Source organism: Stenotrophomonas sp. GZD-301 (assembly GCF_049310345.1).
In the GTDB taxonomy this organism is placed as follows: domain Bacteria; phylum Pseudomonadota; class Gammaproteobacteria; order Xanthomonadales; family Xanthomonadaceae; genus Stenotrophomonas.
Map to the genome: position 1 here is coordinate 1 of NZ_JBMOWY010000005.1, position 20937 is coordinate 20937.

General features: G+C 68.1%; 21 protein-coding genes. 18 read left to right on the top strand and 3 right to left on the bottom strand.

The window, feature by feature from the left end:
• Window positions 1-97 precede the first annotated feature (97 nt).
• Together ggpS and ACO6VK_RS00930 are read right to left on the bottom strand one after the other, a co-directional pair.
• The gene (gene ggpS / locus ACO6VK_RS00925; protein WP_422505096.1) at window positions 98-2344 is read right to left on the bottom strand and encodes a glucosylglycerol-phosphate synthase; all 2247 of its coding nucleotides are present in this window, start codon (window positions 2342-2344) and stop codon (window positions 98-100) included.
• Window positions 2345-2406: 62 nt separating this feature from the next.
• Entirely contained in the window at window positions 2407-3672 is a 1266-nt protein-coding gene (locus ACO6VK_RS00930) for an MFS transporter (protein WP_422505027.1), read from the bottom strand.
• 124 nt (window positions 3673-3796) lie between these two features.
• Between ACO6VK_RS00930 and ACO6VK_RS00935 the strand changes: the two genes are divergently transcribed.
• On the top strand, window positions 3797-4423 hold the full coding sequence (locus ACO6VK_RS00935) for a hypothetical protein (RefSeq protein WP_422505028.1): 627 nt from the start codon (window positions 3797-3799) through the stop codon (window positions 4421-4423).
• A gap of 25 nt (window positions 4424-4448) precedes the next feature.
• Here ACO6VK_RS00935 and ACO6VK_RS00940 read toward each other — a convergent pair whose 3' ends face one another.
• Entirely contained in the window at window positions 4449-5132 is a 684-nt protein-coding gene (locus tag ACO6VK_RS00940; protein ID WP_422505097.1) for a DUF3011 domain-containing protein, read from the bottom strand.
• A 435-nt stretch (window positions 5133-5567) separates the two neighbouring features.
• Between ACO6VK_RS00940 and aspS the strand changes: the two genes are divergently transcribed.
• The 17 genes from aspS to queE all read left to right on the top strand — a co-directional run bounded on the left by aspS (window position 5568) and on the right by queE (window position 20885).
• Window positions 5568-7319, top strand: coding sequence for an aspartate--tRNA ligase (gene aspS, locus ACO6VK_RS00945; protein WP_422505029.1), 1752 nt, complete (start codon window positions 5568-5570; stop codon window positions 7317-7319).
• A 146-nt stretch (window positions 7320-7465) separates the two neighbouring features.
• A complete protein-coding gene (locus ACO6VK_RS00950) occupies window positions 7466-7810 on the top strand; it encodes a DNA primase (RefSeq protein WP_422505030.1) in 345 nt (114 codons plus the stop codon).
• Window positions 7811-7832: 22 nt separating this feature from the next.
• Complete coding sequence (locus ACO6VK_RS00955; RefSeq protein ID WP_422505031.1) at window positions 7833-8357, top strand: GNAT family N-acetyltransferase; 525 nt, start codon at window positions 7833-7835, stop codon at window positions 8355-8357.
• 119 nt (window positions 8358-8476) lie between these two features.
• Window positions 8477-9109, top strand: coding sequence for an esterase/lipase family protein (locus ACO6VK_RS00960; protein ID WP_422505032.1), 633 nt, complete (start codon window positions 8477-8479; stop codon window positions 9107-9109).
• Window positions 9110-9203: 94 nt separating this feature from the next.
• Entirely contained in the window at window positions 9204-9935 is a 732-nt protein-coding gene (locus ACO6VK_RS00965) for a YebC/PmpR family DNA-binding transcriptional regulator (protein WP_422505033.1), read from the top strand.
• 129 nt (window positions 9936-10064) lie between these two features.
• Entirely contained in the window at window positions 10065-10586 is a 522-nt protein-coding gene (gene ruvC, locus ACO6VK_RS00970; RefSeq protein ID WP_017354673.1) for a crossover junction endodeoxyribonuclease RuvC, read from the top strand.
• A 10-nt stretch (window positions 10587-10596) separates the two neighbouring features.
• Window positions 10597-11187 carry a Holliday junction branch migration protein RuvA gene (gene ruvA / locus ACO6VK_RS00975; RefSeq protein ID WP_422505034.1) on the top strand — a complete coding sequence of 197 codons (591 nt, stop codon included), beginning with the start codon at window positions 10597-10599 and terminating at the stop codon, window positions 11185-11187.
• Window positions 11188-11308: 121 nt separating this feature from the next.
• A complete protein-coding gene (locus ACO6VK_RS00980; protein WP_411852699.1) occupies window positions 11309-13159 on the top strand; it encodes a potassium transporter Kup in 1851 nt (616 codons plus the stop codon).
• Between the two features lie 299 nt (window positions 13160-13458).
• A complete protein-coding gene (gene ruvB / locus ACO6VK_RS00985; RefSeq protein ID WP_411851889.1) occupies window positions 13459-14499 on the top strand; it encodes a Holliday junction branch migration DNA helicase RuvB in 1041 nt (346 codons plus the stop codon).
• Complete coding sequence (gene ybgC, locus ACO6VK_RS00990) at window positions 14489-14920, top strand: tol-pal system-associated acyl-CoA thioesterase (RefSeq protein WP_017354677.1); 432 nt, start codon at window positions 14489-14491, stop codon at window positions 14918-14920. The genes ruvB and ybgC overlap by 11 nt, the downstream gene beginning before the upstream one ends.
• 10 nt (window positions 14921-14930) lie before the next feature.
• Window positions 14931-15710 (top strand): protein TolQ, encoded by a 780-nt coding sequence (gene tolQ / locus ACO6VK_RS00995; RefSeq protein WP_411851888.1) that lies wholly within the window; start codon window positions 14931-14933, stop codon window positions 15708-15710.
• A 24-nt stretch (window positions 15711-15734) separates the two neighbouring features.
• A complete protein-coding gene (tolR, locus tag ACO6VK_RS01000) occupies window positions 15735-16163 on the top strand; it encodes a protein TolR (RefSeq protein ID WP_017354679.1) in 429 nt (142 codons plus the stop codon).
• Window positions 16153-17211 (top strand): cell envelope integrity protein TolA, encoded by a 1059-nt coding sequence (gene tolA, locus ACO6VK_RS01005; protein WP_422505035.1) that lies wholly within the window; start codon window positions 16153-16155, stop codon window positions 17209-17211. The genes tolR and tolA overlap by 11 nt, the downstream gene beginning before the upstream one ends.
• A 143-nt stretch (window positions 17212-17354) precedes the next feature.
• Entirely contained in the window at window positions 17355-18674 is a 1320-nt protein-coding gene (tolB, locus tag ACO6VK_RS01010) for a Tol-Pal system beta propeller repeat protein TolB (RefSeq protein WP_422505036.1), read from the top strand.
• 63 nt (window positions 18675-18737) lie between these two features.
• Entirely contained in the window at window positions 18738-19256 is a 519-nt protein-coding gene (pal, locus tag ACO6VK_RS01015) for a peptidoglycan-associated lipoprotein Pal (protein WP_017357010.1), read from the top strand.
• Between the two features lie 3 nt (window positions 19257-19259).
• Window positions 19260-20063, top strand: coding sequence for a tol-pal system protein YbgF (ybgF, locus tag ACO6VK_RS01020; RefSeq protein ID WP_422505037.1), 804 nt, complete (start codon window positions 19260-19262; stop codon window positions 20061-20063).
• Window positions 20064-20186: 123 nt separating this feature from the next.
• The gene (gene queE, locus ACO6VK_RS01025) at window positions 20187-20885 is read left to right on the top strand and encodes a 7-carboxy-7-deazaguanine synthase QueE (RefSeq protein WP_422505038.1); all 699 of its coding nucleotides are present in this window, start codon (window positions 20187-20189) and stop codon (window positions 20883-20885) included.
• Window positions 20886-20937 lie beyond the last annotated feature (52 nt).

Genomic DNA, 20937 nt, shown 5'->3' on the forward strand with positions numbered 1-20937 from the left:
GGTAGTGCCGGCCGCTGGCCGGCTCCCCATGAACCCGTCATCGCCCGCCGCCGGCACCGCGTGGAGCCGGCCAGCGGCCGGCACTACCGTTCCCGCGTCAGCCTTCGGGGTGGCTGGTGCGCACCGCCTCCAGGAACTCCCGTCCCCAGCGGTCCACGTCGTAGTACTCCACGCTGTCGAACAGCTGGCGCATGCGCCCGGTGGCTTCATCGTCGGGCATCGACAACGCCTGCAGCAGCCCGGCGGTGAGATCGGCCGGATCGTGCGGATTGGTCAGCACCGCCCCCTTCAGCTCGGCGGCGGCGCCGGCGAATTCGCTGAGCACCAGCACGCCGCTGCTGCCTTCGATGCCCTGCGTGGCGACGAATTCCTTGGCCACCAGGTTGAGTCCGTCGCGCAGCGGAGTAATCCACATCACCTGCGCGGCGGCGTAATGCGCCACCACCTCCTCGAACGGCAGGGCCTGGGCGAAGAAACGCACCGGCGTCCAGTCCAGCCGCGAGAAGCGTCCGTTGATGCGACCCACCGCCTGCTCGATCTGGTTCTGCAGGGTCCGGTAGACCGTCATCTCGCGCGCCGCCGGCACGCAGATCATCAGCAGGGTGACCTTGCCGAGGCGGTCCGGATGCTGCTCGAGCAGCCGCTCGAACGCCTCCAGCTTGGCCAGCGTGCCCTTGGTGTAGTCCAGCCGCTCCACTGACAGCACCAGCTTGCGCGCGCCGATCTCGCGGCGCAGCTTGAAGATGTCGTTGCGTACGTCGCCGCGCGCCAGCACGGCGTGGATGCGGCGCAGGTCGGTGCCGACCGGATGCGCGCCCAGCGCGATCTCGCGGTCACCCACGCGCAGCCGCGTGGTCATGGTGTCCAGGCCCACCGCGCAGCCGTAGGTCAGGAAGCGCGGTGCGCAGCTTTCCCACGCCAGCCGCTCGGCCGGCATCGCCCCGCGCACCACGTCCACGAAGTTCTCCACCTGGCGCGGAATGTGGAAGCCGATGTAGTCGCAGCTGAGCAGGCTGCCGATGATCTCGCGGCGCCAGGGCACCACATTGAACACATCGGCCGACGGGAAGTAGGTGTGGTGGAAGAAGGCGATCTTCAGGTCCGGGCGCAGTTCGCGCAGCGTGCCGGGCACCATCCACAGGTTGTAGTCGTGGATCCACACCGTGGCGCCGTGCGCGGCCTCGGCGGCGGTGGATTCGGCGAACTTGCGGTTGACCTGCAGGAATACCTGCCAGTCGTCTTCGCGGAAGCGCGCGCGTTCCCAGAACACGTGCAGCATCGGCCAGAACGCTTCCTTGGAGAAGCGCTTGTAGAAGATGTCCACTTCCTGCTTGCTCAGCGGCACGCGCGCGGCGGTCAGGGTGGGGTAGCGCACGGCGTCCACCGCCAGGTGCGTCTGGAACGGACCGCGCTTGGGGTCGTCGATCCCCCACGCCACCCACGAGCCTTTCTGCCCGCCGTCGAAGAAGCTCAGCAGCGAGGGAATGATGCCGTTGGGCGAGCGCGGCGGGCGCTGGACGAGCACACCGTCCTGCAGGACCTCATCGAACGGCAGGCGGTGGTAGACCATCACCAGGTCGGCGCCATCGGCGCGTGCCTGTGCCGGTGGGTGCAGGTACGGGTCATCGCTGGCGAGCAGGCCGAAGTGCTCGATCGCTTCGAGGATGCCGCCGCAGCCCGGCGCGTCGGCGTGGAAGGTGTGGCCGAGCGCAGCCGTGGCCGCGGTCAGCGCGGGCTCCGATTCGCCGACGCACACGCCACGGAACCCGGCGGTGTACATGGAGAGGTCGTTGAGCGTGTCGCCGGCGACCAGGATGCGGTCGCGCGGCAGTTCCAGCAGGCGCGCCAGCGCGGCCAGCGTGCGGCCCTTGTCGGTGTCCGGCGGCAGGATGTCCAGATAGCGGTCGGCCGAGTACAGCACATCGCAGCCGAGCGCCTGCGCGGCGGCCTGGATCTGCGCGCGCAGCGGCGCCAGTGTGTCCGGATCGCAGAAGTAGGAGCAGCGGCGTTCCTGCGGCACGTCCTGGCGCTGCAGCGCGGCGAACGGGCGCATCGCGGCGGCCACGACCTGCTCGCCGGGCCAGTGCGCGTCGATCATCGATTGCAGGGGCTGCAGCGGCTGCAGCGTGTGCCCGTCGACCACGGTCGCGCCAACGTCGCAGACCACGACATCCGGGCGCGGGATGGCCGGATCGGAGAGCAGGGGCATCACCGCTTCAAGCCCGCGGCCGGTGATGAAGATCAGGCGGATACCGGGGTGCTGGTCGACCAGCCGGTACAGGCGGTGGCGCGCGGCGGCATCGCCGGCGAGAAAGGTGCCATCCAGATCGGTGGCGAGGATCAGTTGCGCGGCCGGCGTGGCCGGCAGAGTACGGGGTGAGGTGGGAAGGGTGGGTGTCGATACAGTCAATGCACTTCCTTTTCGGAGTCGGCGGGGTAGGGGGTGTCGGGGGGCGCCTGCAGGTCGGTTTCGGGCATCAGCTCCAGCGCGCCGGGCGTGGTCCGCAGCATCAGGCGGAAGCCGACCGGATGGGTGCGCAGGCGCTGGAAGCGCAGCAGGCGCGCGGTGGTGAACAGCGCCAGCGCCATCAGCACCACCGCGAAATACAGGGGTAGCGCGGCCGGGCCGAAACGCTGCATGCCGGCACCGGCCAGGGCCGGGCCGAACGCGGCGCCGACGCCGTGGACCAGCAGCAGGCTGGAGCATCCCGAGAGCAGGTGCTCGCGCGGCAGGTAGTCGAGCATGTGCGCCACCGCCGACGGATACAGCGCAAACGCCAGACCGCCATAGAAGAAGAACAGGCCGAACAGCAGGTGAGTCTGCAGCTGGATCATCGGCAGCGACGCCACCAGCGCGATGCCCGCGGCGATCAGGCTCAACACCACCAGCGCGCTGCGCCGGTCGTGGCCGTTGCTGAGCTGGCCCAGCGGCCACTGCAGCACTGCGCCACCAATGATCGCCACGAGCATGAACAGCGCCACGCCGTCGTCGTCCAGGCCGACCGCGCCGGCATACACCGGCAGCAGCCCCCAGAACGCACCCATCGCCAGGCCGGACAGACCCGCCGCCACGGTCGCCACCGGCGCCATCGCATACAGGCGGCGAAGGCTCAGCCGGGTCATCACCGGCACCTCCGGTTGGCGCAGGCGGGTTGCGGTCACCGGCAGCACGGCGGCACAGACCAGGATCGCGGTCAGCATGAACATGGCCGTCGCGCTGGCATCGCCGAGCATCAGCAGCAGCTGGCCCAGCGCAAGGGCGGAGAGGTTGACCACCATGTACAGCGAGAATGCGCGGCTGCGCTGGGCCGGGTCCGGCTCGGCGTTGAGCCAGCTTTCGATCACGGTGTACAGGCCGACCAGCGCGATGCCGGTGGCAATGCGCAGCACGCCCCAGCCCCAGGGGTTCAGCCACAGGGGATGCAGCAGCACCGCGATGGCGGCGAGCGCAGCGAAGAAGGCGAACGCACGGATATGTCCGATGCGGCCGATCAGCGAGGGGGCGAAGAAGGTACCGATGAAGAACCCGGCGAAATAGCCGGACATCACCAGACCCAGGGTGCCGGCACCAAAGCCGGCCTGCCCGCCGCGCACCGCCAGCAAGGTACCCAGAAGCCCGCTGCCCGTCAGGAGCAGCGCTACTCCCGTGAGCAGGGCGGTCAGCCGCAACACGCGTGCGACCTTCGTGGGGAAGAAGGCGAACCGGTCACGCAACGACCTTAGCACAGCGGCGATGAAGCCCTTCGCGCGGTGCGGCGCGTTTGCGCTGCCCGGCCGTGGCCGTTAGGGTGGGGCCATGAATGTACTGAAGCTCGTGCCTCTGGCCGCCGCGCTGGGGCTTGCCGCCTGCAGCGGCGAACGCGATCCACTCGCCCATGACATCTCGCTGGCGCCGTCGGACGCCTTCATGGCTGCGGTGGCCGCCCATTGCGGCAAGGCGTTTGAAGGCCGCATCGTGGCCAACGAGCCGCGTACCGACACGCCCGATCCGTTCGAGGGCAAGCGGCTGGTGATGCATGTCCGCGGGTGCGACGATCCGGCCCACGAACTGCGCATTCCCTTCCATGTCGGCGACGATCATTCGCGGACGTGGGTGCTGACCCGCACCGATCACGGCCTGCGCCTGAAGCACGATCATCGCCATGCCGACGGCAGCCCCGATGCGATCAGCCTCTACGGCGGCGACAGCAAGCCGCCGGGTACCGCGCAGCGTCAGGAGTTCCCGGTGGATGCCGACTCGGTGGCGATGTTCCGCAAGGCCGACATGCTGCCCTCCGTGCAGAACACCTGGGCGATGGAGGTTGATCCGGACCAGCGCTTCATCTACGAGCTGACCCGGCCCGGCGGCCGCCGCTTCCAGGTCGCCTTCGACCTGAGCAGGCCGGTGGCGCTGCCGCCCCCGCCCTGGGGCAGCGCCCCGTAACGCAGGCCGCTGCCCCTGGGACCGGTCACCGGGCCCCGAAGCGCGCCCGGCACCCGCCGTTCACCCACAGGCTGCCGTTGCTGTAACCCCAGCTGCGGCCTTCCACGCAGGCGGTGCCCGACAGCTGCTGGATGAGCGCCGGGCGTCCCTGGCGGGCATCCCAGGCGCAGGTCTGCTGGCGGTTGTTGTTGCTGCTGCAGGTCACGCTGTAATTGCTGTTGCCGCCGCCCCAGCCGCCGCCGCTGTTGCCGCGGGCTTCGGCGAACTCGCCCCGGCAGCCGCGGTTGACCCACACGCTGCCGTTGCGCACGCCCCAGGTCTGGCCCTCCACACAGGCCGAGCCGGAGATCTGCCGGACCAGGGTCGCATTGCGCCAGCCGGTGTTGCAGGTGCGCTCGCGGTTGTCCTGGCTCTCGCAGCGGACGGTGCCACCCGTGCCACCGGTGTTGCCGCCGCCCCAGTTGCCGCCGTTGCCACGGCCTTCGACGAATTCGGCCCGGCAGCCGCCGCTGACCCAGACCGTGCCGTTGCGCGAGCCCCAATTGCGGCCCTCCACGCAGGTGGTGCCGGAGATCTGCCGGGACAGGCGCGCGCTGCGCCAGCCGGTGTTGCAGACCCGCTCGCGGTTGTCCTGGCTCTCACAGCGCACGGTGCCGTTGTTGCCGCCGCCACCGCCGTTCCAGCCCCCGCCATTGCCGCTGCCGCGCAGCGAGGTGGCGATATCCTGCTTGATCTGCGAGAAGCCCCAGCCCGAATTGACCTGGGCCAGGTAGAAGCGCAGCTGGTCGTCGGGGATGCGGCGGCCATTGGACTGGTCGGCGTACTCCTGGCTGATGACCCGGCTGCGGTCGGACGACGACAGTTGCGACAGATTCTCCGGGGCGTAGGCGCGGGAGCTGATCTGGGCCTGCACGGCAGGGGCGGCGAGGGCGAGCACGGCGGTCAGGCAGGCGACGGTCAGGCGGCGGTTCATGGCGACATCCCCTTGCGGTCGTTGGTGGGCGGACTATAGGAAGGCCCCCGGTTCAGAACGCGTGATGCCGGCCCCCGGCGGCTCGATTTGCCCCGCCGCGCCGACGGCCGCAGAATAACGGGCTTTCCGGCGCAGCTTGGTGCCGGCACTCTCCTGCGGAGCTTTACCCCCATGCGTACCCACTTCTGTGGCCTGGTCGATGAGACCCTGATTGGCCAAACCGTTACCCTCGCCGGCTGGACCGACGTTGCCCGCAACCAGGGCGGCGTGTGCTTCATCGATCTGCGCGATCATGAGGGCATCGTGCAGGTGACGGTGGAAGTCGACAACGCGGCCGTGTTCGCCGTGGCCGCCAGCCTGGGCTACGAGGACGTGCTGCAGGTGGAAGGCGTGGTGCGTGCCCGCCATGCGGTCAACGACAAGCTCCGCACCGGCACCGTGGAAGTGATCGCCACGGCCATCACCATCCTCAACAAGGCCGAGCCGCTGCCGTTCCACGCCCACGAGAACCCGGGCGAGGAAACCCGCCTGAAGTACCGTTACCTGGACCTGCGCCGCCCGGAAATGCAGCGCATGCAGCGCACCCGCATCAAGCTGGTGCAGGCGCTGCGCCGCCACCTGGACGCGACCGGCTTCCAGGACATTGAAACCCCGATCCTGACCAAGGCCACCCCGGAAGGCGCGCGCGACTTCCTGGTGCCGGCGCGCATGCACCCGGGCGAGTTCTACGCCCTGCCGCAGAGCCCGCAGCTGTTCAAGCAGATCCTGATGGTGGCCGGCTTCGACCGCTACTACCAGATCGCGCGCTGCTTCCGCGATGAAGCCCTGCGTGCCGACCGCCAGCTGGAGTTCACCCAGCTGGACATGGAGTTCGCCTTCGTGCGCGAGCGCGACGTGCAGGACTTCGTCGAAACCATGATCCGCGCCATCTTCAAGGAAGTGGTCGACGTGGAGCTGGCCGCCAGCTTCCCGCGCATGACCTGGGCCGAGGCGATGCGTCGCTATGGCTCGGACAAGCCGGACCTGCGCATCGCGCTGGAGCTGGTCGACGTGGCCGAGCTGGTCAAGACCAGTGAGTTCCCGGTGTTCACCGCCGCCGCCAACGATGCCGACGGCCGTGTCGCCGCGCTGCGCATCCCGGGCGGTGCCAGCCTGTCGCGCAAGCAGATCGACGAGTACGCCGCGCACGCCGCCAAGTACGGCGCCAAGGGCCTGGCCTACATCAAGATCGCCGAGAACGGCGAGGTCAGCTCGCCGATCGCCAAGTTCTTCAGCGAAGAGGCCTTCGCCGGCCTGGTTGCGCACGTCGGTGCCGGCAATGGCGACATCGTGTTCTTCGGTGCCGGTGGTTACAACAAGGTGTCCGACTTCATGGGAGCGCTGCGCCTGAAGGCCGGCAAGGACTTCGGCCTGGTCGCCGCCGGTTGGGCCCCGCTGTGGGTCACCGACTTCCCGATGTTCGAATACGACGACGAAGCCCAGCGCTACGTTGCCCTGCATCACCCCTTCACCGCTCCGGCCGTGGACGACATCGCCGACCTGCGCGCCAATGCCAAGACCGCCGTCTCGCGCGGCTACGACATGGTGCTCAACGGCAACGAGATCGGCGGTGGTTCGATCCGTATCCACCGCTCGGACATGCAGAGCGCGGTGTTCGAACTGCTCGGCATCGGTGCCGAAGAGGCCGAAGGCAAGTTCGGCTTCCTGCTCGACGCGCTGCGTTTCGGCGCGCCGCCGCACGGCGGCATCGCCTTCGGCATCGACCGTATCGCCGCCCTCATGGCCGGTACCGAGTCGATCCGCGACGTGATTCCGTTCCCCAAGACCACCGGTGCGCAGTGCCTGATGACCGGCGCCCCGTCGCCGATCCCGGACGAGCAGCTGGCCGAAGTACACGTCCAGGTCCGCCCGGCAAAACAGTAAGGCGAGCCGGGCTCTGCCCGGCTGCACCACATCCACATCGTCCCGTAGAGCCGGGCTCTGCCCGGCTACACCACATCCACATCGTCCCGTAGAGCCGGGCTCTGCCCGGCTACACCACATCCACTGTCGTCCAGGAGAGCCAGGCAATGACCGAATTCGCATTTTCGCTGGAGTGGGAAAAGCTGGGTAACGAGGGCGCCGACGCCGCCCTGGTCACCGAACGCGCCCGCGTCTTCGGCGGCTGGCTGGTGCGCGTAGGGACCAGCCCCGCCGCGATGGCCCTGACCTTCGTCGCCGACGGTGAAGGCCGCTGGGATGGCGAGGACTTCGGCGTGGAAGACTACGAAGAAGACGAAGAAGACGAAGAAGAGTACGAAGACGAGGAGGACGGCGAGGAAGACGCCGACGAAGACGAGGAGTACGAAGAGGAAGACGAGGACGAGGACGAGGAAGGCGAGGACGCCGACGCCACCGACGGAGCGCGGGCGTAACGCCTGCCTCCCGGCCCCCGTCATGTACGCCATCCGACGTGCCACCGAAGCCGATGCCGACATCCTGTCGGCGCTGGCCACGCGTACCTTCGTTGAAACCTTCGGCCCCCTGTACCCGGCCGAGGATCTGCAGGCCTTCCTTGACGAGGCCTACCCGGCCGCACGCCAGCGCGTGATCCTGGCCCACCCCGATTACGCGGTGTGGCTGCTGGAACGCGACGGTGTCGCCGTGGGTCATGCCGCGGCCGGTCCGTGCGGGTTGCCGCACCCCGAGGTCGCCCCGGGCGACGGCGAGCTCAAGCGGCTGTACCTGATCAAGGACGAGCAGAGCTGCGGCTGGGGCAGCCGGCTGCTGGAAACGGCGTTGGACTGGCTCGAACGCGAGGGGCCGCGCACGCTCTGGCTGGGGGTCTGGTCGGAGAACTTCGGCGCCCAGCGCTTCTACGCCCGCTACGGCTTCAGCAAGGTGGGCACCTACGAATTCCCGGTCGGCACGGTGCGCGACCTGGAATTCATCCTGCGGCGTCCGCCGGCACCGGCGCGCTGATCCCCCATTCCCTGCCGACGCACCGGCTGCACCGGCTTCACCCGCCGTTGCGGCCGTCCTTCGTCTAATGGGGTCGTTTCCTCCCGCAGGTTCCAGGGCCGCATGGCCAGGCTGAGTGCATGACTCCCCCCGTTTTACTGCTGCACGGCATCTGGAATGCCCGCGCCTGGGTCGGCCCCTTGGCCTGGCGCCTGCGCGCCCGTGGCTTCACCGTGGATACCTTCGGCTACGCCAGCGTGTTCGGTGGCCCCGATGTGGCCGTGCCGCAGCTGCTGGAGCGGCTCCGCGACAGCGGCCCGGTGTCGCTGGTGGGGCACAGCCTGGGCGGGCTGGTCGCGCTGGAGGCGCTGCGCCGGCAACCCGATCTGCCGGTCTCGCGGGTGGTCTGCCTGGGCTCGCCGCTGCGCGGCAGCGGTACCGCCCGGTCGCTGGCCGATCACGGCTGGTCGCTGGCGCTGGGCCGCAGCAGCGACCTGCTGCTGGACGGACTGCCGGCCTGGGAGGGCAGGGCGCAGGTCGGCCTGATCGCCGGCTCGGTCCCGCACGGCCTGGGCAGCCTGCTCGGCGCGATGGGCGAGGCCTCCGACGGCACCGTGGCACTGGATGAGACCCAGTTGCCCGGGCTGGCCGACCACTGCGTGGTGCCGGCCAGCCACAGCGGGCTGGTGTTCTCCCCGGACGCCGCGCGCCAGACCGCCGCGTTCCTGCGCGATGGGCGCTTTCGCCACGACCGCGCCGCCCACGCCGCCTGAGTCCCGGCGGGCTCCCGGGGGCGGACTAACACGGTCGCGCCGGGCGATCAGGTAGAATCCGCGCCCTGTTCCTCACGCAAGCACGGAAATACCCATGGGTAGAGGCCCCTCCATCGAGAACCGCAAAAACGCGTCCGACGCGAAGCGCGGCAAGATTTTCACCAAGATCATCCGCGAGATCGGCGTTGCCGCGCGCGGCGGTGGAGGCGACCCCAACAACAACCCGCGGCTGCGCGTGGCGATGGACAAGGGCCTGGCCTCGAACATGTCCAAGGACGTGATCGAACGCGCCATCAAGAAAGCCACCGGTGAACTGGAAGGCGTGGAATACGAGGAGATCCGCTACGAGGGCTATGCCCCCGGTGGCGTGGCCGTGATCGTGGACTGCCTGACCGACAACCGCGTGCGCACCGTGGCCGATGTCCGCCATGCGTTCAGCAAGTGCGGCGGCAACATGGGCACCGAAGGCTCGGTGTCTTTCATGTTCAAGCGCGTGGGCGTGCTGCACTTCGCCGCGGGCGCCAATGAAGAAGCCGTCACCGAGGCCGCCATCGAGGCGGGCGCGGACGACATCGTGGTCTATCCCGAAGATGGTGCGATCGACGTGCTCACCGCCGCCGACAGCTACCACGCGGTCAAGGATGCGATGGCCGCGGCCGGTCATACGCCGGACCATGCCGAGCTGACCTTCCGCGCCGACAACGACATCAAGGTCGAGGGCGACACCGCCCTGCAGGTCAAGAAGCTGCTGGACATGCTCGAAGACCTGGACGACGTGCAGGACGTGTTCTCCAACGCCGATCTCGGCGCGGACGCCTACGCCTGACCGTGCGCCTCACCGGTCGCTTTGCGCGACCGGTGAGCGGACAATGCGGACCATGATGACTCCTGCCGTTCCCTGTTATCGCCGCCGCAGCCGTCCGTTCCGGGCCGCGGCCGGCCGTGTGCGTGCCGCATGACCCGCATTCTCGGCATCGACCCCGGTTCGCAGCGCACCGGGGTGGGCATCATTGATGTGGACGCCACCGGCAAGGTCGTGCACGTGCACCACCTGCCGCTGGTGCTGCTGGGCGCCGACGACTTCCCGCAGCGGATGAAGCTGCTGGTGGTCGGGCTGACCGCCCTGGTGGAGGAATACCGCCCGGACGAGGTCGCCATCGAGAAGGTGTTCATGGCCCGCAACCCGGACTCGGCGCTGAAGCTGGGCCAGGCGCGCGGCGCGGCGATCTCCGCCGTGGTCATGCGCGACCTGCCGGTCAGCGAGTACGCCGCCACCGAGATCAAGCTGGCCGTGGTCGGCCGCGGCGGTGCCGAAAAGCAACAGGTCCAACACATGGTCGGGCTTATGCTCAACCTGAAAACCAAGCTGCAGGCCGACGCCGCCGATGCGTTGGCGGTGGCCATCACCCACGCCCATGTACGGGCGACGGCGCAGCGCCTGGGCGTCAACGCGCGCATGGCCTGGAGCCGGAAATGAGGAACACTGCATGATTGGTCGTCTGCGCGGGATCGTGGCCTACAAGGCACCGCCGTGGCTGATGGTTGACGTCAACGGCGTCGGCTATGAGCTGGAAGCCCCGATGAGCACCTTCTACGACCTGCCCGATCTGGGCCGTGAGGTCACCCTGTTCACCCACTACGCGCAGAAGGAAGACAGCGTCTCGCTGTACGGCTTCCTGCGCGAGGGCGAGCGCCGGCTGTTCCGCGACGTGCAGAAGGTCAGCGGCATCGGCGCCAAGATCGCGCTGGCGGTCCTGTCCGGCGTCAGCGTGGACGAGTTCGCGCGCATGGTGCAGGCCGGTGACATCACCGCTCTTACCCGCATCCCGGGCATCGGCAAGAAGACCGCCGAGCGCATGGTGCTGGAGCTGCGCGACCGTGCCGCCACGTTTGGTGGTGGCGGAGCACCGATCGCCGGGGCCGCACCGGCCACCGATCCGGTCTCCGAAGCCACCGTGGCCCTGCAGCAGCTGGGTTACAAGCCGACCGAGGCGGCGCGCATGGCGCGCGACGCCAATGCCGAGGGCGACGATGTTGCCACCGTCATCCGCAAGGCCCTGCAGGCCGCGCTGCGCTGAGCCGCCGGCCGCTTCCCCGATCCTGAACGCCTGACGTCCGCCCCGGAGCCCCATGTCCACCACCACCACCCAGCACAGCAACGGCCAGGCCCCGCATGGCCACGCGCCGGCGGCCGGCGGCATGGCCCTGATGATCGGCGCCATCGGCGTGGTGTTCGGCGACATCGGCACCAGCCCGCTGTACACGCTGAAAGAAGCGTTCTCGCCGCACTACGGGCTCAACAGCGACCACGACACCGTGCTGGGTGTGCTGTCGCTGGCATTCTGGGCGCTCAACATCGTGGTCACGCTCAAGTACGTGACCATCATCATGCGGGCCGACAACGACGGCGAGGGCGGCATCATGGCCCTGATGGCGTTGACCCAGCGCACCCTGCGCCACGGCTCACGCTCGGCCTACGTGGTGGGCATCCTCGGCATCTTCGGCGCCTCGCTGTTCTTCGGCGATGGCGTGATTACCCCGGCCATCTCCGTGCTCGGCGCGGTCGAAGGCCTGGAGGTGGCCGCGCCCGGCCTGCATGCCTTCATCGTCCCGATCACCGTAGTGGTGCTGCTTGCCGTGTTCGCGGTGCAGCGTTTCGGTACCGAACGGATCGGCAAGCTGTTCGGGCCGATCACCTCGATCTGGTTCATCTCGCTGGCCGCGATCGGCATCTGGAACATCATCGATTCCCCGGAAGTGCTCAAGGCCTTCAACCCGATGTGGGCGCTGCGCTTCTTCATGGAACACGGCTGGCACGGGGTGTTCATCCTGGGCGCCGTGGTGCTGGCGGTGACCGGTGGCGAGGCGCTGTACGCCGACATGGGTCACTTCGGCGCCAAGCCGATCCGCCATGCGTGGTACTTCTTCGTGCTGCCGTGCCTGGTGCTGAACTACCTGGGGCAGGGCGCGCTGGTGCTCAACAACCCCGAAGCGGTGAAGAACCCGTTCTTCGAAGCCGTGCCGGAGTGGGCGCTGTACCCGATGATCATCCTGGCCACGATGGCGGCGGTGATCGCCTCGCAGTCGGTGATCACCGGCGCGTTCTCGGTCTCGCGCCAGGCCATGCAGCTGGGGTACATCCCGCGCATGCGCATTACCCATACCTCGCACGACACCATCGGCCAGATCTACATCCCGGGCATCAACTGGGGCATCGCGGTGATGGTGATCGGCCTGGTGCTGGCGTTCCGCAGCTCCTCCAACCTGGCCGTGGCCTACGGCATCTCGGTGTCGGCCACGATGCTCATCGATACCCTGCTGCTGGCCCTGGTGGCCCGCGCGCTGTGGCCCACCTCGCGCTACTGGATCATCCCGCTGTGCGCGGTGTTCTTCGTCATCGACCTCGGCTTTGTGATCGCCAACGGCGCCAAGCTGCTGCAGGGCGCATGGTTCCCGGTGGTGCTGGGCATCGTGCTGTTCACCATGATGCGTACCTGGCGGCGTGGCCGCGAGCTGCTGCGCGATGAAATCCGCAAGGACGGCATCCGCATCGATACCTTCCTGCCCGGGCTGATGCTGGCCCCGCCGGTACGCGTGCCGGGCACTGCCGTGTTCCTCACCGCCGACCCGTCGGTGGCCCCGCATGCGCTGATGCACAACCTCAAGCACAACAAGGTGCTGCACGAGCGCAACGTGTTCCTGCACGTGGTGACCCTGCCGGTGCCGTACGCGCCGGAGGGCCAGCGCCTGAAGATCGAGTCGGTGGGCGACGAGTTCTACCGCATCTACGTGCGCTTCGGCTTCATGGAGACCCCGGACGTGCCGCTGGCGCTGATGCGCTCGTGCGACCACGGCGGAATCTACTTCGACCCGATGGACACCACCTTCTTCGCCAGCCGCGAAACCATCGTGGCCACCGCCAACCGCGGCATGCCGATCTGGCGCGACAAGCTGTTCGCGCTGATGCATCGCAACGCCGCGCCGGCGACCGGGTTCTTCCGGATTCCGGGCAACCGGCTGGTCGAACTGGGCGCGCAGGTGGAGATCTGACTGCGTCAGATCGCCACCTGCGGCCCAAGGTTTGCGTCGCAAACCTTGGGTCCCGGGCACATTCCACCTGATCCCCCCACCTTCGGTGCGCCCCCTTGAACACCAAGGGGGCTCTCCTCCAGACGCTCGGCGCGAGCCGCGGACAAAGATGTCCCGGCTTTGCTTGCCTCGGCGGCGCACGGAGTGTCGCCGTCTCTCAGTAAACCGGCTGGCGCCGTTGCCTTGGTTTCGGCTTCGGCCTCTGCGGGCGCCGGGCGCAGCCCAACCGAATCCTCTTCCTTTTGCCGCATAATTGCCCCATGACTGACGACCGCATCATCGGTGCCGGTGCCACCCGCGAGGATGACACCACCGACGCCAGCATCCGCCCCAAGCGCATGGCCGACTACCTCGGCCAGGCGCCTGTGCGCGAGCAGCTGTCGATCTACATCGACGCGGCCAAGGGACGTGGCGACGCGCTCGACCACGTGCTGATCTTCGGCCCGCCCGGACTGGGCAAGACCACCCTGAGCCACGTGATCGCCAACGAGCTGGGCGTGGCGTTGCGGGTGACCTCCGGGCCGGTGATCGAAAAGGCCGGTGATCTGGCGGCGCTGCTGACCAACCTGCAGCCGCACGATGTGCTGTTCATCGACGAGATCCACCGCCTGTCGCCCGTGGTCGAGGAAGTGCTGTACCCGGCGATGGAAGATTTCCAGATCGACATCATGATCGGCGAGGGCCCTGCGGCCCGCTCGATCAAGATCGACCTGCCGCCGTTCACCCTGATCGGGGCCACCACCCGGGCCGGCCTGCTGACCGCGCCGCTGCGCGACCGCTTCGGCATCGTCCACCGGCTGGAGTTCTACACGCCCGAGGAACTGACCCGGATCGTGCGTCGCTCGGCCGCCATCCTCAACATCGACTGCACCGCCGAAGGCGCCGCCGAGATCGCGCGGCGCTCGCGCGGCACCCCGCGCATCGCCAACCGGCTGCTGCGCCGGGTGCGCGACTACGCCCAGGTCAAGGCCGCCGGCCATATCGACCAGGACGTGGCCCAGGCCGCCATGCAGATGCTGAAAGTGGACCCGGAAGGGTTCGATGACCTCGACCGGCGCCTGCTCAGGACGATGGTCGACTACTTCGACGGTGGCCCGGTGGGCATCGAGTCGCTGGCAGCGGCCCTGTCCGAAGAACGCGGCACCCTGGAAGACGTGGTCGAGCCGTACCTGATCCAGCAGGGCTTTCTGATCCGTACCGCGCGCGGCCGCATGTGCACGCACAAGGCCTACCGGCACATGGGCCTGAAGCCGAAGAACCCGCCCGCCGACCTGTTCGCGGAGGTTCCGGATGTCGGTTAGCCCCGGGTTCAGTTGGCCGACACGCATTTACTGGGAAGATACCGATGCTGGCGGTGTGGTCTACCACGCCCGCTATGTCGCCTTCATGGAGAGGGCGCGCACCGAATGGATGCGGGCACTGGGCTTTGGGCAGGAGCGCACGCGCACCGACCACGGGCTGGTGTTCGCGGTCCGCTCGATGAGCATGGATTTCCTGAGGCCGGCGCGACTGGACGATGCGCTGGCCGTGACCGCCACGCTGGTGCAGTGCAAGCGCGCCAGCCTGGTGTTCCACCAGGCGGTGTGTCGCGGCGATGAAACGCTGCTGACCGCGCAGGTGAAGATCGCGGCACTGGACGCCACCACATTCAAACCGCGCGGCATGGACGATGCATTCCATGCCGTGCTGAAACACCACGAATTTCCAGAATCCGCACACTGAGGAACAACGGATGATCGCAATGCTCCTGGCCCTGCAGGCCACGGTGGTCGAGGCGCTGCCGCAGGAAGTCACCAGCGCCGCGTCGCAGACCGTCGCGCAAGCCGCGCATGGCGGTGGCATCAATTACCTGGACCTGATGGTCAAGGCCAGCATCCCGGTGAAAATCATCGTGCTGCTGCTGCTGGCCGGCTCGTTCATCAGCTGGGTGATCATCTTCCGCAAGGCGCGCGTGTTCAACGCCGCCAACCGCGAGGCTGATGAGTTCGAAAGCCGCTTCTGGTCCGGTGCGGACCTGGGCAAGCTGTACAGCGCCGCCACCGACCGCAACCGCAAGGTGGGCGGCCTGGAAGCGATCTTCGAAGCCGGCTTCCGCGAGTTCACCCGCCTGCGCGACAAGCGCCGGCTGGACGGCCGCGCCCAGCTCGAAGGCGCCCAGCGCGCCATGCGCACAAGCTACACCCGTGAAGTGGACCAGATGGAGCGCAGCCTGGAGCTGCTCGCCAACATCGGCTCGACCGCCCCGTACGTGGGCCTGGTCGGTACGGTGTTCGGCATCATGGTGACCATGCACGACATGATCAACAGCGGCGAGCAGGCCGGTATCGCCTCGGTCGCGCCGGGCATTTCCGAAGCACTGTTCGCCACCGCCATCGGCCTGTTCGTGGCGATCCCGGCGGTGTGGGCCTACAACCGCTTCACCACCCGCGTGGAGCGCCTGTCGGTCCGCTTCGAAACCTTCGCAGAAGAGTTCAGCTCGATCCTGCAGCGCCAGACCGCGGGCGACGAGTAAGCGCCCAGCACCAAGGACCCTGCCATGACCGCTGCCATTGGCCGCCGCAAGCGCCGAAAGCTCAAATCCGAAATCAACGTCGTGCCGTACATCGACGTGATGCTGGTGCTGCTCATCATCTTCATGGTCACCGCGCCGCTGCTCACGCTGAGCTTCGATGTGGACCTGCCGAACTCCCAGGCCAAGGCGCTGGAGAGCAAGCAGGACCCGGTCGTCGTCTCGGTGCGCCTGGACGGCCAGCTCACGCTGAAGCTGCCCGACGCCAAGGAGCCGGCCGTGATGGAGGCGGCCGAACTGCAGGCGCGCCTCGGCGCGCTGTCGGCGCAGGACAAGAACCTGCGCGTGATCGTCGCTGCCGACCGCGCCGTGGCCTATGAAAAGGTCGTTGCGGCAATGGACGTGATCAAGCGCGCCAACGTCGAAAAGGTGGGTCTGGCGACCGATGCACGCTGAAGCCCTGCCACCGCAGCGCCAGCCCGAGGAAAAGTGGGGTCTGCCGATCGCGCTGGCGTTGGCCGTGCACCTGCTGCTGGCGCTGGTGTTCATCGCCGCCTGGCTGTGGTCGCCCCAGCGCAGCACCGAGGCCGCCGCCGGCGACCCGGCGATCGAGGCGAGCCTGCAGCTGTCGGCCGCCGAGGCCTCGGCCGCGCGCCAGGCGCTGCGTGCCTCCGAATCGCTGCCTGCGCTGCCCGAGCCGGTAGCCCAGCCCGAGCCCATTCCCGAAGACACCGTGCCGCCGCCGCAGCCGCTGCCCGAGCCGCGCCCGCAGGACGCGCCGACCCCGCAGCAGCAACAGGCCCAGGAGCGCGTGGCGCAGCCGGACAAGATCGATCAGGAAGCCGTCAACGCCCTGGCGGTCTCGGCCGAGAAGGCCAAGCAGGAACAGGAGGCCAAGCGCCGCCAGGAACAGATCGACCTGACCGAGCGCAAGCGCCAGGAACAGGCCGAGCAGAAGCTGCGGCTGGCCAAGCAGCAGGAAGAGGCCGACCAGAAAAAGAAGCTGGCCGAGCAGGAACAGAAGGCCAATGACGCCAAGGCCCAGGCCGAGCGCGACAAGAAGCTGGCCGAGATCCGCGCCAAGCGTGCCCAGGCCGAGAACGAAGCCAAGCTGGCCGAGCAGAAGCTGCGCCAGGTCACCGCCGCGCGCGCGGCCAGCGCGGCCGCCTCGACGGCTGGCGCTACCGGGGCTGCCCAGCCGGCGGCCGGGGCGGGCGGTACCAGCGACGACCTGCGGGCCAAGTACGCTGCCGCCATCCAGGCCAAGGTCACCGAAACCTGGATCCGTCCGCCGAGCGTCTCGCCGGGGCAGGGCTGCCGGATCGCGATCGTGCAGCTGCCGGGCGGGCGGGTCATGTCGGCTACCGTGGTGCCGCCGTGCCCTTACGATGATGCGGCCAAACGCTCGCTGGAGGCGGCAGTATTGAACGCCCAGCCGTTGCCTTACCGAGGCTTCGAAACCGTTTTCGCGCGCGAACTGACCCTGAATTTCCGGCCGGAGTGAGCCCGTGGGGCGCCCGTATCGTTAACGCGATGTGAGAGCGCCCCGGTTCGACACTCGGATTTCACGTGCGGTTGGTTCATGATTGCGAAACCGTTCAACCCGGTTCTGTTATCCCTCGTTGTGGTTTCCCGACTGAGCATTCCATGAAGATGATGTCTCGTTTACTGGTCGCGTGTGCGGCCCTGTTGCTCCCGTTTGCTGCCCTGGCGCAGCAGAAGGGCCTTGAAATCGACATCATCGGCGGCCGTGTCTCGGCCACGCCGATCACCGTGGTGCCGATGCCCTACCAGGGCTCCGCCGCCGCACCGGCCACCGATGTGGCCGCCGTGGTCCGCGCCGACCTGGACCGTTCCGGCCAGTTCAGCACCCTGCCCGAAGCGCAGATCGTCGAGAAGCCCACCCGCGGCAGCGAGATCCAGTTCCCCACCTGGCGCGCGCTGAAGCAGAACTACATCGTGGTCGGTCGCGTCATGGACGCCGGCGCCGGTGCCTACCGCGTCGAGTACGAGCTGTACGACGTGCCCAAGGGCGAGCGCCTGCTTGGCCTGGCAATGACCGCACGCGGCACCGCCATGCGCGATGTCGCCCACCAGATGGCCGATGCCATCTACGAGAAGATCACCGGTGTACGCGGCGCCTTCTGGACCCGCATCGCCTATGTCACCGCCAGCGGCAAGGGCGATGCCATGCGCTATGCCCTGATGGTGGCCGACTCGGACGGCTTCAACCCGCAGACCATCGTGCGTTCGGCCGAGCCGCTGCTCTCGCCGACCTGGAGCCCGGACGGCAGCAAGCTGGCCTACGTCAGCTTCGAGCGCGGCAATTCGGCCATCTACATCCAGAACATCGCCACCGGCGCCCGTGAGCTGGTCACCAGCTTCCGCGGCATCAACAGCGCCCCCTCGTTCTCCCCGGACGGCCGCCGCCTGGCCCTGTCGCTGTCGCGCAGCGGCAACCCGGAAATCTACGTGATGGACCTGGGCAGCAAGCAGCTGACCCAGCTGACCAACCACTTCGCCATCGACACCGAGCCGACCTGGAGCCCGGATGGCAGCAACGTCTACTTCACCTCCGACCGTGGCGGCCGCCCGCAGATCTACCAGGTCCCGGCCAGCGGTGGCAGCGCCTCGCGCGTGACCTTCCAGGGCAACTACAACGCCACCCCGAGCCTGTCCTACGACGGCAAGAAGCTGGTGGTGGCCCAGGGCAGCGGCAACACCTACAAGATCGCGCTGATGGACAGCAGCCTGGGTTCGGCGCGCTGGAGCACGCTGTCGCCGGGTTCGCTGGACGAATCGCCGAGCTTTGCGCCCAACGCAAGCATGGTGTTGTACGCCGCCCGCGAAGGTGGTCGTGGCGTGTTGTATGCCGTTTCGGCCGATGCGCGCGTGCGCCAGCGGCTGGTTTTGGCGGACGGTGACGTCCGCGAACCTTCGTGGTCGCCATACCGTACAAAGCGCTAACAGAGTGTTAAGATTCGCCGTATTCATCCCTCATCCGGCTTTAGGAGCCTCAAAGGTATCGCCATGAACAAGTCCACCCGTGTTCTGCTTGTCTCCCTGTTGTCCGTGGCCGTCCTGGCCGGTTGCTCCAAGAAGGTGAAGGAAGCGCCGGAAGCTCCGGTCGATACCGGCACCTCGACCACCCAGCCCACCGGTCCGTCCACCTCGGGCCTGTACGGTCCGGGCGACCTGGATACCGATTCCTGCCTGCGTCAGCGCGTCGTGTACTTCGACCTGGACCAGGACAGCCTGAAGCCGGAATTCCAGGCCATCATGGCTTGCCACGCCAAGTACCTGCGTGACCGTCCGTCCTCGCGCATCACCCTGCAGGGCCACGCCGACGAGCGCGGTTCGCGTGCCTACAACCAGGCCCTGGGCGAGCGTCGTGGCAATGGCGTGTCCTCGGCACTGCAGGCCAACGGTGGCTCGGCTTCGCAGCTGACCGTCGTGTCCTACGGTGAAGAGCGTCCGGTCTGCACCGAGACCAACGAGTCCTGCTGGTCGCAGAACCGTCGCGTCGAAATCGTCTACACCGCTCAGTAATAGATGCGCCTTCGATTCATATCGATGATCGTTGCGGCAGCCCTCGTGGCTGCCGCACCGGCCCACGCGCAACGCCAGAGTCTGGCCGACCGCGTGGGGTCGCTTGAGCAGCAGGTGCTCAACAACCAGTCCAACACGGACATGCTCAACCAGCTCAACCAGCTCCGCACGCAGATGCAGGCGCTGCAGTCGCAGGTGGAGCAGTTGCAGCACGAGAACGCCCAGCTCAAGCAGACCAGCCAGGACCAGTACCTGGATCTGGACGGGCGGCTGAACCGGCTGGAAGGCGGCGCTGCGCCGGCCCTGCCTGCCGCGCCTGCTGCCAAGGCCCCCGTGGCCCCCCCGAAACCGGCAACGGCCGCTTCCGAGCGGCCGCCTTCCGTGCACGGCGATCCTGGCAGCCTGTCGGCCAGCGGCGACGAACGCACCGCCTACAACGTCGCCTTCGACGCCCTCAAGGCCGGCAAGTACGACGATTCCTCGCAGCTCTTCCTGAGCTTCCTGGAGCTGTACCCCAACGGCGTGTACACCCCCAATGCCTTGTACTGGCTGGGCGAGAGCTACTACGCCACACGCAATTTCCCGCTGGCCGAGGCGCAGTTCCGCGACCTCGTCTCGCGCTACCCGACCCACGACAAGGCGTCCGGTGGCATGCTCAAAATCGGCCTGTCGCAGTATGGCGAAGGCAAGATCGACGCCGCCCAGGCCACCCTGGAGCAGGTCGTCAGCACCTACCCGGGCTCGGATGCCGCGCGCACCGCGCAGGACCGCCTGCAGTCGATCCGGCTGGGCCAGCAGATCCGCTGAGACCCCGCCGGCCCAGGCCGGTATACTTGGCTGTTGGGCAACCGCCAGTGCGGTCGTCACCCTGTAGGGCCGGGCCATGCCCGGCCGTCGTCGTTTCCGCAGCCGTAGTCCCAGAACACCCTCATGACCGTATCCCTGTCCGCCGCCGCCGCGCTCCCCAGCGAGATCGTGCAATCGCCCCTGCCGCGCCTGAAGATCACCGAGATCTTCACCTCGTTGCAGGGCGAAGCCGATACCGCCGGCTGGCCGACCGTGTTCGTCCGCCTGACCGGTTGTCCGCTGCGCTGCACCTACTGCGACACCGCCTACGCCTTCCACGGCGGTACCTGGTGGGACATCGATGCGATCGTCGCCGAGGTGCTGGCGCAGGGCGTCCACCACGTCTGCGTGACCGGCGGCGAGCCGCTGGCGCAGAAGCGCTGCCTGGTGCTGCTGGAGAAGCTCTGCGATGCCGGCCTGGACGTCTCGCTGGAAACCTCCGGTGCGCTGGACGTCAGCGCGGTGGATCCGCGCGTTTCGCGCGTGGTTGACCTCAAGACCCCCGGCTCGGGTGAAATGGCCCGCAACCGGCTGGAAAATCTGCCGCTGCTGACCCGCCGCGACCAGATCAAGTTCGTGCTGTGCAGCCGCGAGGACTACGACTGGGCGCGCAGCATGGTCGCCGAGCACCGGCTCAACGAGCGCAGCATGGTGCTGTTCTCGCCGAGCAAGGACCAGGTGAGCCCGCGCGAACTGGCCGACTGGATCGTCGAAGACCGCCTGCCGGTCCGCTTCCAGATGCAGCTTCACAAGCTCCTCTGGGACGACGCACCCGGGCGATGACCGGCTGCCGGGCGGCCCCGGGCCTCCCTTCCTGATCACTTCCGGCGCGGGA

Coding starts and splice junctions, on each gene's coding strand:
- tolR (WP_017354679.1), top strand. CDS start 15,735: ATGACCGCTGCCATTGGCCGCCGCAAGCGCCGAAAGCTCAAATCCGAA.
- pal (WP_017357010.1), top strand. CDS start 18,738: ATGAACAAGTCCACCCGTGTTCTGCTTGTCTCCCTGTTGTCCGTGGCC.
- ruvA (WP_422505034.1), top strand. CDS start 10,597: ATGATTGGTCGTCTGCGCGGGATCGTGGCCTACAAGGCACCGCCGTGG.
- ybgF (WP_422505037.1), top strand. CDS start 19,260: ATGCGCCTTCGATTCATATCGATGATCGTTGCGGCAGCCCTCGTGGCT.
- aspS (WP_422505029.1), top strand. CDS start 5,568: ATGCGTACCCACTTCTGTGGCCTGGTCGATGAGACCCTGATTGGCCAA.
- ACO6VK_RS00960 (WP_422505032.1), top strand. CDS start 8,477: ATGACTCCCCCCGTTTTACTGCTGCACGGCATCTGGAATGCCCGCGCC.
- ACO6VK_RS00980 (WP_411852699.1), top strand. CDS start 11,309: ATGGCCCTGATGATCGGCGCCATCGGCGTGGTGTTCGGCGACATCGGC.
- ACO6VK_RS00955 (WP_422505031.1), top strand. CDS start 7,833: ATGTACGCCATCCGACGTGCCACCGAAGCCGATGCCGACATCCTGTCG.
- ybgC (WP_017354677.1), top strand. CDS start 14,489: ATGTCGGTTAGCCCCGGGTTCAGTTGGCCGACACGCATTTACTGGGAA.
- queE (WP_422505038.1), top strand. CDS start 20,187: ATGACCGTATCCCTGTCCGCCGCCGCCGCGCTCCCCAGCGAGATCGTG.
- ACO6VK_RS00965 (WP_422505033.1), top strand. CDS start 9,204: ATGGGTAGAGGCCCCTCCATCGAGAACCGCAAAAACGCGTCCGACGCG.
- tolB (WP_422505036.1), top strand. CDS start 17,355: ATGAAGATGATGTCTCGTTTACTGGTCGCGTGTGCGGCCCTGTTGCTC.
- ACO6VK_RS00935 (WP_422505028.1), top strand. CDS start 3,797: ATGAATGTACTGAAGCTCGTGCCTCTGGCCGCCGCGCTGGGGCTTGCC.
- tolQ (WP_411851888.1), top strand. CDS start 14,931: ATGATCGCAATGCTCCTGGCCCTGCAGGCCACGGTGGTCGAGGCGCTG.
- ruvC (WP_017354673.1), top strand. CDS start 10,065: ATGACCCGCATTCTCGGCATCGACCCCGGTTCGCAGCGCACCGGGGTG.
- ACO6VK_RS00950 (WP_422505030.1), top strand. CDS start 7,466: ATGACCGAATTCGCATTTTCGCTGGAGTGGGAAAAGCTGGGTAACGAG.
- tolA (WP_422505035.1), top strand. CDS start 16,153: ATGCACGCTGAAGCCCTGCCACCGCAGCGCCAGCCCGAGGAAAAGTGG.
- ruvB (WP_411851889.1), top strand. CDS start 13,459: ATGACTGACGACCGCATCATCGGTGCCGGTGCCACCCGCGAGGATGAC.